12 protein-coding genes are annotated in these 12340 nt (G+C 69.8%); 6 read left to right on the forward strand and 6 right to left on the reverse strand.

All coding sequences use genetic code 11. The features are described from left to right. Positions 1–2: 2 nt before the first annotated feature. The 5 genes from ACVTJA_RS45300 to ACVTJA_RS45320 form a co-directional block, all read right to left on the reverse strand. Entirely contained in the window at positions 3–1523 is a 1521-nt protein-coding gene (locus tag ACVTJA_RS45300) for a hypothetical protein (RefSeq protein WP_465830151.1), read from the reverse strand. 555 nt (positions 1524–2078) lie between these two features. Continuing rightward, the gene (locus ACVTJA_RS45305; RefSeq protein WP_465830152.1) at positions 2079–5141 is read right to left on the reverse strand and encodes an ELWxxDGT repeat protein; all 3063 of its coding nucleotides are present in this window, start codon (positions 5139–5141) and stop codon (positions 2079–2081) included. A 215-nt stretch (positions 5142–5356) separates the two neighbouring features. Further along, entirely contained in the window at positions 5357–5734 is a 378-nt protein-coding gene (locus ACVTJA_RS45310; RefSeq protein ID WP_465830153.1) for a hypothetical protein, read from the reverse strand. Between the two features lie 279 nt (positions 5735–6013). Next, positions 6014–6502: a dihydrofolate reductase family protein gene (locus tag ACVTJA_RS45315; RefSeq protein WP_465830155.1), complete on the reverse strand. Its 489-nt coding sequence runs from the start codon at positions 6500–6502 to the stop codon at positions 6014–6016. A gap of 139 nt (positions 6503–6641) precedes the next feature. Beyond that, a complete protein-coding gene (locus tag ACVTJA_RS45320) occupies positions 6642–6827 on the reverse strand; it encodes a hypothetical protein (RefSeq protein ID WP_465830157.1) in 186 nt (61 codons plus the stop codon). A 436-nt stretch (positions 6828–7263) separates the two neighbouring features. Between ACVTJA_RS45320 and ACVTJA_RS45325 the strand changes: the two genes are divergently transcribed. From ACVTJA_RS45325 to ACVTJA_RS45335, 3 genes are read left to right on the forward strand one after another with little or no spacing between them, the layout of a single operon-like run. Then, a complete protein-coding gene (locus ACVTJA_RS45325; RefSeq protein ID WP_465830158.1) occupies positions 7264–9192 on the forward strand; it encodes an alpha-amylase family glycosyl hydrolase in 1929 nt (642 codons plus the stop codon). A 9-nt stretch (positions 9193–9201) separates the two neighbouring features. After that, the gene (locus ACVTJA_RS45330) at positions 9202–9687 is read left to right on the forward strand and encodes a hypothetical protein (protein ID WP_465830159.1); all 486 of its coding nucleotides are present in this window, start codon (positions 9202–9204) and stop codon (positions 9685–9687) included. 54 nt (positions 9688–9741) lie between these two features. Then, positions 9742–9897, forward strand: coding sequence for a hypothetical protein (locus ACVTJA_RS45335; RefSeq protein ID WP_465830160.1), 156 nt, complete (start codon positions 9742–9744; stop codon positions 9895–9897). An 85-nt stretch (positions 9898–9982) separates the two neighbouring features. Here ACVTJA_RS45335 and ACVTJA_RS45340 read toward each other — a convergent pair whose 3' ends face one another. Beyond that, on the reverse strand, positions 9983–10195 hold the full coding sequence (locus tag ACVTJA_RS45340) for a YgaP family membrane protein (RefSeq protein ID WP_465830161.1): 213 nt from the start codon (positions 10193–10195) through the stop codon (positions 9983–9985). Positions 10196–10321: 126 nt separating this feature from the next. On the opposite strand from ACVTJA_RS45340, the gene ACVTJA_RS45345 reads away from it, so the two are divergent. The 3 genes from ACVTJA_RS45345 (at position 10322) to ACVTJA_RS45355 (ending at position 12335) form a co-directional block, all read left to right on the forward strand. Further along, positions 10322–10906 (forward strand): RNA polymerase sigma factor, encoded by a 585-nt coding sequence (locus ACVTJA_RS45345; RefSeq protein WP_465830163.1) that lies wholly within the window; start codon positions 10322–10324, stop codon positions 10904–10906. A gap of 124 nt (positions 10907–11030) precedes the next feature. Next, positions 11031–11804, forward strand: coding sequence for a helix-turn-helix transcriptional regulator (locus tag ACVTJA_RS45350; RefSeq protein WP_465830165.1), 774 nt, complete (start codon positions 11031–11033; stop codon positions 11802–11804). A 48-nt stretch (positions 11805–11852) separates the two neighbouring features. Then, positions 11853–12335, forward strand: a complete 483-nt coding sequence (locus ACVTJA_RS45355; protein WP_465830167.1) for a DoxX family protein — start codon at positions 11853–11855, stop codon at positions 12333–12335. Positions 12336–12340: the final 5 nt, after the last annotated feature.

The following is a 12340-nucleotide window of genomic DNA, read 5'->3' on the forward strand; positions in this document are numbered from 1 at the left end:
GACTACTCGCCCCCAAAGTACCGCTTCACCAGGTCACGGTTGCGAGGCAGCAACGGCGCCGCACCGGGCCCCGCCGTCGCATCCCCCTGCGCACTCGTGCCCTGCGCTCCTCCCGGCCCGGCCGGCCCCGCGTGCCGCTGCGGGTCCGCGGCCTGGAGGCCCCACAAGTCCTCGGCCTCGTCGCCGCCCTTGCCCTGCGGCAGCGGCTCGAAGGCGAGCCGCTCCGGGTCCATCTCCGCCTCGTCTCCGAAGACGAGTGGCTGGCTCTCGCCCCCTCGGTCCGCGCCGCTGCCCTGCCGCACGCCCCGGCTCGCGTGTCCTCGGGAGCCCTCTCCATTCGAATCCTCTCCTTCACCGTCCGAGCCGTTGCGCCCGCGCCCCTGGCGTCCCCTGCCGGACTGGCCCTTCTGCCCCTGTCCGGAGCGCTGCTGCGACTGGGCCGTGGCGCTGTTGTCCTTCTGCGGGTCGAAGCGGTTCTCCAGCGACTGACGCCGACGCTCCAGCGACTGGCGGAGGCTGGCAATCTGGTCCGGTGAGCCCGAGGCCTGCGCCTTTGCCCGAGCGGCGGCGGACTGCTGGCCTTGTTGTCCCTGCTGGCCTTGTTGACCTTGCTGCGACTGGCCCTGTTGCCCCTGCTGAGCCTGGGCCTGCTGTCCCTGCTGCGACTCGCCGGACTGTTGCTGTCCTTGAGCACCGGTGTCGCCCTGGGCCTGCTGCTGCGAATCCTCGCTGCCGTCCTGCGCCGCGTTGTCGGAGTCGCTACCGCTCAACTCCATCAGCGCGCGCTCCAGCTCCTCACGCTCACGAGACGCGGCCTCCGCGCCACCCGCGGCGCCCAGGGCCTCCTCCAGCTCGCGCGCGGCGTCGGAAGCACGGGCCAGCTCGGCGGCGGCCTCGGCGGCCTTCTCCGCGAGCCGCTTCTCCATCATGTCGGCGGCCTCCCAGTCACCGGCGTCGAAGCGTCCCTCGGCGACCTCTTCGGCCAGTCGCCGCAGCTCGTCCTTCACGGCCTCGTCGAGCACCTCCTCCTTCGCGAGGGCCTCCGCCTGGGCCTGCACGGCGGCCACCTTCGCGGCGGCGGCGGCATTCGCGGGACGCACGCGCGGCGCGGGCAGCGGCAGCAGGAAGCCCACCACCGTGAAGAGCAGCGCGCCGAGCATCGCCGCCGCGGGCCGGCGCCACGGCACCTCCGGAGTCTTCACCGCGCCTGCGAGCTGGTTGACGGTGAGCTCCCATTCACCGACGGGCCGCTCCAGGCGCGTGAGCAGCAGTCCCCCCGCGTTGGCGGAGCGGTCCGCGAGCACGGCGGCATGCTCCAGCGACACGCCGCGCGAGCGCGCACGGAGGAACCACCATGCGACGCCAGCGGCCAACAGCGGAGGCAGGGCCCACACCACGGCGCCGCGCAGCAACAGGCGGGCGAGCACGCACGCGGTAGCGGTGGCCCACACCGGGGCGAGTCCGGCCTCGGCCCAGGCCACGGCATTGAGACGCCGCTGCACGCGCCGGACGGGCGCGAGCACGAGGGCCTGAAAGCGGCGTTCTTCGCTGGCAGCCATGTAGGTGCAGGAGTGTCGGACACTCGGCCCACTCCCCACAAGCGACGCCCGGCTGATGCGTCACAGACCCACCGGGAACGGTCGTTTCACCCAGGCGAGCGGGCGACCTGACACAACCATGACGGAGAGATGATTGGCCCCCAACCCACTTCAAGGCGCCCCAAGAGTCACACTGCCCGCCGGAGCGCTCCCGGCCCCCTCCCCGGGAGCGCTCCAGCGCTTCCCCCCAACTTCCTTGTGGCGACATCGCCTGCCCACTCCACGCTTCGCGCCTGGCGCCATGGGCGGTGGCCCCATCTCGATTCATGACTCGACCGGGCTCGTTGTCACTGTTGGCGAGTGCGGCGGCTCCAAGGTCTGGCGCATCGAGAACGGCGTCGCGCTGTGGTCATACCGGTGGGCGCTCGGCTTCGAACGCACCTCGCCCGAGGTGCTGAGGGAGTTCGGCATGCGGGTCAGCCACATGCCGGTACAGGGCGAGCCCCTCGTGTCGCCACGCTCGGGGGCGCATCCCCCAACTCACCCGTGGCGCAACCGTGTCCCCAACATGGCCACGAGCATGAGCAGCCCCCAGATGAGCCCCGAGCCCGCCGTACCAGAGCCCGCACCGCAAGAGCAGCCCTCGGCGGTGTCCGGGGGAATGGACGGCGCGGCGACGCGCACCTCGAAGGTGCACTGCTGACGGTTGCCGGCCGTGTCCCTGGCGGTGACTGTCACCACGGTGGTGCCCACGGGGAAGCGTGAGCCCGAGGGATGGCTGTACTCCACCGACGCCACACCCTGGTCATCGCTAGCGGTGGCGGACGCATAGCTCACGGTGACGCCGGAGGGCTCGCTCGCCTGGGCCTCGGTGGCCGCCGGGCAGACGAGGACGGGCGCGGTGCGGTCCACCGTGGGGACGGGAATGGCCCACGGCTCGCGGCCATGAGTCCCGTCGTCAGCGACCAGGAGCAACTGGTTCCCCACGAGGTGGAGATTGCCGGGCTGGGAGCTCGCGGGGCCGGGGTTGAGGTCCGCCAGCAGCGAGGTGCCCGCGGGCGTGCCGTCCGTCATCCACATCTCGACGCCATGGGCCGCGTCCATGCCCTGGAAGAGGACGAGCCCCTGCGCTTCCACCGACAGCAGCCAGCCATAAGGCAGCACACCGCTGGCGGAGCCGGGGCGCAGGTCGGTGACGCGCACCGTTCCGGCGTCGGTGCCATCCGACTTCCACAGCTCGAAGCCGTGCGCCGAGTCGTAGGCGAAGAAGTACACGTGGTTGCCCAGGCGCGTGAGGGACTCGAGGATGGGCTCGCTGCCCTGGGGGCCCGGCTCGATGTCCTTCACCAGCACGGTCCCCTCGCGGGTGCCATCGCTCTTCCACAGCTCGCGGCCGTGCGCGCTGTCCCGAGCCGCCAGGTAGAGCGTGTCGCCCACGAAGGCCAGGGTGAGCTCGTAGTCGGGCTCGGTGGAGCCGGGCTGGACTTCCGCGAGGAGCCAGGTGCCCTCGGGCGTGCCGTCGCTCCTCCAGGGCTGGGGACCGTGCTCGCCGTCGTCCGCGACGAAATAGACCACTCCACCGGGCGTGGAGACGAGGCTGAAGGTGGACTCCAGCGCGCCCTGCGGGCCAGGGAGGATGTCCTTCACCAGCGCGGTGCCCGTGGCGGTGCCGTCGGTCGCCCACAGCTCGACCCCGTGCTCTTCGTCGGAGGAGACGAAGAAGAGCCGGCCGCCCGAGGGAGTCAGCTGGTACGCGTAGCTGCCATCGGCACCGGGCGCGAGGTCCATCGCGAGCGCAGTCCCTTCCGGTGTCCCATCGCTCCGCCACAGCTCGGTGCCGTGCTCGCCGTCGTTCGCCGTGAAGAAGAGGGCGCCGTTCAGCACGACGACGCTCGTGCCGAGCTCCTTGCTGGCCTCGGCACCGGGGCGGATGTCCTTCACCAGGAAGGTGCCCGCGACGGTGCCGTCGCTGCGCCAGAGCTCCATGCCGTGGGTGCCGTCATCCGCGAAGAAGTACTCCACCCCGTTCAACACGGCGGAGGGATGGGCGACCCGCCTGCGGACGATGCCGTCGGGGCCGGGACGGATTTCGCGCACGATGCCGGTGCCCCCGGACGTGCCGTCACTGCGCCAGAGCTCCGCACCATGCACCGCATCGTCCGCGATGAACTGGAGCGCATTCCCCACGACGTGGACGGTGTGCATCAGGATGCCCGCGGGCGAGGCGCGCCTGCGCAGCGGAGCGGTTCCCGCCTCCGTCCCGTCGCTGCTCCAGAGCGTGGACACGCTGGTGGGGTCATCGTCGTGCCACTCCACCACGCGGAAGTAGAGCCGCTGGGAGGTGCCGACGAGGTCGGCCAACTGGAACTCACTGCCAGAACCGCTCAACGTCCGCACACGGGCAGTGCCTCCCGCGGTGCCATCGCTCGACCAGAGCTCCGCATTGGAGTCATACGTCCAGCCGACGAAGAGGCGCCCATTCGAGACAGCAACGTAGGCGCTCGTCACCGAGCTGGTGATGGAAGCGCTCAGCGTCGTGACGAGGGAGTGGCCCGTGGGAGTGCCATCGGTCCGCCACAGTCCGAGGCCCGGCCCCTGCCCGAGCGCCACGAAGTACACCGCGCCATTCCATGCGACCAGGTTGCTCATGGGCCGGGGCGCATTCCAGATGGAGGTACCGGCGGGGGTGCCGTCACTCTTCCCGAGTCCGTTCCCATGGCCGAACACGAGCTGCCCGTTCAGCAAGGCGTAGGAGGAGCCGAGTCCCCACGTATCCAAGGTGGCGAGCCGCGTGGTTCCCGCGGTCGTGCCGTCGCTCCTCCAGATTTCGGAGTCGCTGTCGAGCTGGATGCCCATGAAGAGCGCGGAGCCGGAGGGAGCCAGGAAGCTGAAGGAGGCCGTTGCGGCCGAAGGCTCCCAGAGCTTCACGGTGCCCGCCGCCGTCCCGTCGCTCCTCCACAGGGACGAGCGGGACGTGGGGCCTGGAGTGGCGGTGAAGAAGAGCTGGTTGCCCGCGGGCGTCAGCCGTGAAGGCCGGGAGCCCAAAGCCCCCTCGCGGAGGTCCGCGACGCGGACGGTGCCTTCCGGGGTGCCATCGCTCTTCCAGAGCTCCTCGCCGGTGTCGTCCAGCTCCGCGCCGAAGAAGACGCTGCTTCCCACCCGGGCCATGTTCCGGGCCGTGGGGAAGATGACCTGCGTGCTGGCACGCAGGCGGACGGTGTTGCCCGCCGTGCCGTTTGACTTCCAGAGGCCCAGACCCCGCTCGTCGTAGGCGAGGAAGAGCACCGAGTCTCCCAGGGCCGTGAAGCCACCGGGCTCCGAGTTGGGACTTCCGAGGCGGAGGTCGTCGAGGAGGACGGTGCCACCGGCGGTGCCATCGCTCACCCAGGGCTCACGTCCGAGGCCATCGGCCTCGGCCGAGAGATACACGGTGTTGCCGATGACGGCGTGATTCCTCCCGGAGAGGAAGGTGTCGTCCGTGCCGGTGCGGATGTCCGAGAGCAGCGTGGGCGCGGCCGAGGCAGCCGGCGCCGCTCCGGCCAGCAGGGCGCAGGCCAGCAGGGCGCAGGCCAGCAGGTGGGGCAATCCCAATCGGGTTGTCATTCTTGGTTCCCGGGCAGGTGGGACCGGAGACATCCGGCCCGCCACGCACGAGGCGCGGCGCACGAGAACGCTAAGGCGTGGAGCGGAGCGGGTCCGTACCACTTAAGTGGTACAGGCACGCGCTCCACTCCACCGATGAACCCCTCGTGCCGCCGCGCTCAGCCAGGTTGGACGACGTGCCCGGTCGCCAGCGCGGGACACCTCCGCTGCACACCTCACCAGGAGCAGGTCGAGTCGGCGCCGCAGTAGCCGTAGCGCCCGTTGCACTCACAATCCCAATCACTCCCGCAGAACCGCGCCGCGCAGAACGGTCCGCCGCCACCGCCACCACCACCGCCGCCGGGGTACGTGTACTGGCAGCCGTAATCGACGCACGTCGCGGTCTGCGCGGTCGGGCAGGCCGCCCGACAGTCCTCGTCGCTCCCGCAGAACGAGGCGGCACAGAAGAGCGACGCCCCGGCCTCCCCTTCGGTGGAGACGTCCCGAGCGGTGTCGTCACAGGCGTCCTGCGACGAGGCCTGCGCGGCTGGGGCGAAGGTGAACAGCAGGGCGGCGCCCAAGGAGAGCGTCAGTCGAAGCAAGGGTCTGAACATACGCGGCTCCAGTCCTCGCACGAGAGGTGGCGAGTGTCCGTTACTATAGCACTCCAGTTGAAATATTGCCCTGACCTGACCTCATGCCATATCAGTGAGGCTCACTCCCCAGAGCGCTCTAAACATGATCGCGTTGGTTGCCAGCCCGGGTTGACACGCCCCACGAGATGGCGAAGCTCAACGCGTCCACTGCCACAACCACCACGTGCCTCGGCTGCTGCACCAGTTCGGCTGCTCGTTCATCGCTACCGCGGCCGCAAGGTCTTCCTCATGTGATGGCTACCTTCGCGGCTCATACCGCATGGCCACCGCCCCCGAGGCGAGCTCCAGTCGGCTCACGAGCTTCAAGTCGATACACTTCGATAGTCCCGCGAACAACGTCGGCCCGTGGCCCACCAGCCTGGGATGCACCACGAACTCGTACTCGTCGATCAGTCCGAGCTCCGCCAACGCCAGCGGGAGCTTCACGCCTCCCACGAACAGTCCCTTCCCCGACTCCCTCTTGAGCTGTTGAACAGCCTTCCCCAGCTCCCCGCGCACGAGCTCCGCGTTCCAATCGACCCGGTCCAGGGTGCTCGACACGACGTACTTCTTTGCCGCGTCGATCGTCCGGGCGAAGGGTTCCGTCCAATCAGGCCTCGCTCCCGCCCGTGCCGACGGCCGAAACGCTGCCTCCATCATTTCGTAGGTCACCCGGCCAAAGAGGAGGGCATCGGCCCGTTCGAGGTTCTCGACCGCGTGACGATGCAAGTCTTCGTCCGCGGGCATTGCACGATGATCGCAGCACCCGTCCAATGTGACGTTGATGGAATACCGAAGAGGTCGCATTACGTGAGAGTACCGCGGTCGACGGTCATCGCCACTCACGTCGCGAGGTTCCAGTGTTCACCCACCAGCGCGAGAATGTTCAGCCCGCTCTCGGCGGTGACTCCCGCGGGCTTGAAGGCCCCCGTATCGCCTTGAACTTCTCGTACAGGTCATCCAGCTTCCGTGCGAGGTCCACATCCAACTGTGAGACCTTCGACTTGAAGGTCCTGAACGTGTACGCCTTGCGCAGCTCCTTGCGAGCATTGGGATAGTCCCCGGGCACCATGCTCTCGACAGGCTCCCAGCCCTGCAGGGTCGCCAGCTCCGCATCGACACGGTGGCGCGCTCCAGCTCCCTCCGGATCCGGTCAGGCCAGATATCCGCTGGCCGGATGGTCCCAACGTCCATGAAGACCCGGCTCACGCCGAAGTGGGCTCGCAACTGGGAACACAGTCCCTGCGCGACATGGAAGGAATCGCTTCGACGGTAGTTGATGAAGGCTGGTGTCGGCATTGCGCGCCTCCAAGCGAACAATGAGCCACGACATTGACACTGGAGAATGAGCCGAAGCCCCCGCCCCGAGACGGCCACTGCCCTGAACTGAACGCGCTGGCCCCTTCCCCAGGTTGCCCTCGCGCGGCCTCGCTGTCGGAATATCGTCCCACGAAATCCCGGGGGACGACATGGCCACGAACAGGGTGAAGCCGAACGAGGAGGCTCGAGTGCGAAAGGACTTCCACGCGTCCGTCTGTGAGAAGCGCGGCAACGAGGTCCTCCAGCGCGCGCCGAGGACGCGCTCCGCCCCCGAGCTGTTCGGCCCCGCGGAGAAGCTCCAGGCGCCCGCCGACTTCACCGCCTTCGTCCCCACCGAGGCGTGGCCCGAGCCCTCCTGGCGCGGCGGCATGGGCGCCATCCCCTACGACGGCGGCACCACCTTCCGCGTCTGGGCGCCCAACGCGCAGCGCGTGCAGGTGGTGGGCGAGTTCAGCAACTGGCACGCGGTGGAGCTGGCCCGCGAGCCCTCGGGCAACTTCTCCCGCGACGTGCCCGGCGCGTGGAACGGTCAGCAGTACCAGTACGTCATCCAGGGCAAGTACGGAGACTGGCGCTGGCGCAATGACCCGCGCGCCGCGGACGTCACCAACTCCACCGGCAACAGCATCATCGTCGACCACCAGAACTTCATCTGGCGCTACGACGACCACTTCCGCATGCCGCCCTTCAACGAGGTGGTGCTCTACGAATTGCACGTGGGCACCTTCCATGACGCGGAGGGCTGGGGTCCCGGCAACTGGCTGAGCGCCATCGACAAGCTCGACTACCTGCGGGACATCGGCGTCAACATGGTGGAGCTGATGCCCTCGTCCGAGTTCGCGGGCGACTTCTCCTGGGGCTACAACCCCACCTTCCCCTTCGCTCCCGAAAGCGCGTACGGCGCTCCCAACGACCTCAAGCGCTTCGTGGACGAGGCCCACCGGCGCGGCATCGGCGTCATCCTCGACGTCGTCTACAACCACCTCGGGCCCAGTGATTTGCCGCACTGGGACTTCGATGGAGAGACGTTCGGCCGGGGCGGCGTCTGGTTCTACCCGGACGAGCGCGCCAACACGCCCTGGGGCCAGACGCGCCCCGACTACGGCCGCCCCGAGGTGCGCGACTACCTGCGCGACAACGCGCTCATGTGGCTGCGCGAGTACCACATGGACGGCCTGCGCCTGGACGCCACGAAGGAAATCCGCACCGCCAACGGCCAGGACAACCCCGCCGGCTGGGAGCTGCTCCGCTACATCCGTGACTCGGTGAAGCGCGAGTTCCCCTGGAAGCTCCTCATCGCCGAGGACATGGGCGCCGACCCCGCCCTCACCCACCCGGAGGGCGCGGGGTGCGACTCGCAATGGGACCCGGCCTTCGTGCATCCCCTTCGCGCCGCGCTCATCACCCCGTTCGATGAAGGGCGGGACCTCAACGCCGTCCGCGACGCGCTGTACTTCCGCTACAACGGCCAGGCCACCCAGCGCGTCATCTACACGGAGAGCCACGACGAGGTGGCCAACGGGAAGAGCCGCATCCCCTCCGAGGTGTCACCCGGGGACACGGGAAGCTGGCTCGCGAAGAAGAAGTCCCTGCTCGGCGCGGTGCTGACGCTCACCGCCCCCGGAATCCCCATGCTCTTCATGGGGCAGGAGTTCATGCAGGACGGCCACTTCAATGACGGCACGCCGCTCGACTGGAACCGGGCCGACTGGTTCTCCGGCATCCGTCAGGCGTACCAGGACCTCATCCACCTGCGGCGCAACTGGCACGACACCACCGCGGGCCTGCGTGGGGAGAACATCAACGTCTTCCACCTCAACCACGCGGACAAGGTGCTCGCCTTCCACCGCTGGCAGCACGGTGGCAACGGCGACGACGTGGTCGTGCTCGTCAACCTCGGGCACAAGGCCTTCTCCTGGTACGAATTCGGACTGCCGTCGGACGGCCTGTGGCGCGTGCGCTTCAACAGCGACTGGCAGGGCTACGCGCCCGACTTCGGCAACGCGGCGAGCGTCGACTTCTGGGCCTCGTGGGGCGGGCGCGACGGCATGCCCGCGCATGGAGCCACCGCGCTGGGCAGCTACAGCGCCATCGTGCTGTCGAAGGACCGCTGGTAGAAGGAGACCATGGTGAAGACACTCCACTCCGGACTTCTCGTGGGACTCGTCTCTCTCGGCCTCATCATGCAGGCCCGCGCGGCCGAGCCCGCGAGCCCCAAGAAGTCGTCGAAGCCGGCCCAATCCCTGCCCGCGCCGGACTACCTGCCCACCGAGGCGCGGGCCACGCTGCGCAAGAAGATGGCGCGGCACGGCCAGGCGATGAATGACCTGATGATTGGCGTGACGCTGCTCCAGTATGACGTGGCCGGCGCGGCGGCCGCGCGCATCGTCAACGAACCCCGGCTCGCACGCCCCGAACCCGGCGCCGAGGACGAGCTCAACACCCTGCTGCCCGAGCGATTCTTCGTGCTCCAGGACGAGTCTCGCAGCCGCGCGCAGGCCGTGCAGGAGGCGGCGCGGAAGCGCGATGACACCGCGCTCGCGGAGAGCTTCGGCCGCCTGACGGAGACGTGCGTGAGCTGCCACGCCGTCTACACAAGCCACCGCAAGTAGTTACAGCCGGACCATGCTGCTCGCCCGACCTCCAGACCTCGCGCCTCGCGCGCCATGGCCGGACATGCCGCTCGTCGTCTGGCCCGCGGCGCTCGCGCGGCGAGCGTCGACTTCTGGGCCTCGTGGGGCGGGCGCGACGGCATGCCCGCGCACGGAGCCACCGCGCTGGGCAGCTACAGCGCCATCGTCCTCTCCAGGGACCGTGGGTGATGCGCGGACCTGGCGGCTCGGCGCGGGCCTCCGCGGAATGCACCCACGCACGGAGGCCCACGGGTCCGCGCCCGGCGTCCGTTGCTCAGGTACCGGATTGCACCGGGCAGGTGGACTTCCCCATCAGCCTGTAGCCCAGGCACGAGCCCGCCAGCGAGGTGCCCAGGAAGTACAGCCCCTGGGCCACCATCAGGCCGCGAACCCAGCCATCCACCGGCGCCACCACCGCGCCCACGCCGAGCCCCACCGCGGCCACCGCGCGCAGCACCCGGTCCACACTGCCTACATTGCGAGCCATCGCGTCACTCCCGTCTGAAAAAGGGTTGGTGCCCCAGAGAGCCCGCGAGGCGGAAAAAGGATTCAGCGGGATTTTTCGCGGACCTCCCTCGCGGCCCGGCGCGGGCTCGGCTATCCAGGGAGCGGGATGGACACCACGCCCCATGCCGCCCTCCTCCAGGCCGCCCGCGAAGGGGACCGTGCCGCGCTCGATGCGCTGGTGCGCCTCTACCAGGCGCGCGTCTACCGCTTCGGCCTGCGCGTGTGCCGCGACGCCGCGGACACCGAAGATGCCGTGCAGGAAGCCTTCGTGACGCTGAGCCGGGAAGTCTCCCGGTTGCGCGAGGAGACCTCCGTGGGCACATGGCTGCTCACCGTGGTGAAGAACGCCTGCCTGCGGCTCATGCGCCCCTTCGCCAGCGCACGCAAGGCCCTGGGCTCGCTCGTGGACGAACCAGAGGCGCTGACCCAACCCGACCCGGCGCCCACGCCCGAGGAGGCCGCCAGCCGCGAGCAGGTCGTCCGAGGCGTGCGCGAGGCGATCGAGCGACTGGAGCCCGCCTATCGCGAGGTCCTCGTGCTGCGCGACATCGAGGGCCTCAGCGGGCCCGAGGTGGCCCGGGCCATGGGCCTCACTCTGGAGGCAATGAAGACGCGACTCCACCGGGCCCGCCTCGCCGTGCGCGAGCACCTCCTCGCCGGGATTCCGGACGCAGCCCCGAGCAAGGACTGACTCCTGCACTCCCACGCAGGTCGCGCTAACTTCAGACGTCATCCGGCCTCACGAGGAAGCGACCTCACCTCCCATGCTGCTCGCCCGTCCTCCAGACCTTGCCCCCCGCGCCCCGTGGCCGGACATGCCACTCGTCGTCTGGCCCGCGGCGCTCGCGATGTGGGGGCCGGGGGACGCGTCCTCGAAGCACGCCCACCACGCCATGCACCTGGTGCTCTGCCGCGAGGGCACCCTCTCCGTCCGCGCGCAGGGCATGAAGGCGGCCGAGCGCACGGCCGGCGTCCTGGTGGGGCCCGATGTCTCGCACTCGCTCGACGCGCGCGGCCGCGACGTCCTTCTGCTCTTCGTGGAGCCGGAGAGCCACGACGGCATCCGCCTCCAGGCCTCACTCGAAGGCCCGGTGCGCCTCTTCGACGAGGCGAAGCGTGATGCCCTGCTGAGCCCCCTGCCCCGCACCGGTGCCATTCCACACGACGCCGTGGGCCCGTGGATGGAGACCACCCTCGAAGCCCTCTCCGGAACACCCGAGGCCCCACGTCGCGTCCATCCGCGCGTGCGCAGATTGCTGCGCCACCTGCGCTCCGAGCCCGCGCCCGAGGACACCTCGCTCGAAGCCCTCTCCGAGGTCGCGGGCCTGTCCCCCTCGCGGCTGATGCACGCCTTCACGGACTCGCTCGGGGTGCCGCTGCGGCCCTATCTCCTCTGGCTCCGGCTCCAGCGCGCGGCGGGCGCCATCGCGGCGGGGCGCACGCTGGGCGAGGCGGCGCACGCGGCGGGCTTCTCGGACTCGGCCCACCTGACGCGGACGTTCCGGCGCATGTTCGGCACCACGCCCTCGTCGCTCCAACGCCGTAGCCAGTTCGTTCAAGCGGAGGCCCGTACCGACGGCGCATCTTGAGGCCATGACGACGGACGCACCGTCGCCGCCACTTCGAGGAGCACCGTCATGACCTTCGCACTCGTCCTGCTGACCTTCTTCGCGCTGCTGCACCTGCCCCCGCTGCGCCGCCGGCCGGCGCTCGCCACCGCGGCGGACCGAGCGGCCGTGGCCTCGGGCCTCTTCTTCATCGGGGCCGGCGCCCTGCACTTCCTCTCGCCCGCGCGCTTCGAGGCGATGATTCCGCCGCAACTCCCCGCGCCGCACCTCCTCGTGCTCCTCTCCGGCGCCTTCGAAATCGCGGGAGGCGTGGGCATGCTGCTCAAGCGCACGCGGCCGCTCGCGGCGTTGGGGCTCATCGCGCTGCTCTTGGCCGTCCTCCCCGCCAACATCCACGAGGCCCTGGCGAACGGCGACTCGCACGTGCTGCCCCTGCCGGACTGGTACTTCTGGCTGCGCATCCCCTTCCAGGGCGTCTACATCGCCTGGGTAGCGTGGGCGGGTGGACTGTGGCGCACCTTCGGCCGTGCGAGGCTCGCGGCGCATGGTTAGTCTCG

The organism is Pyxidicoccus sp. M6 (assembly GCF_055568925.1).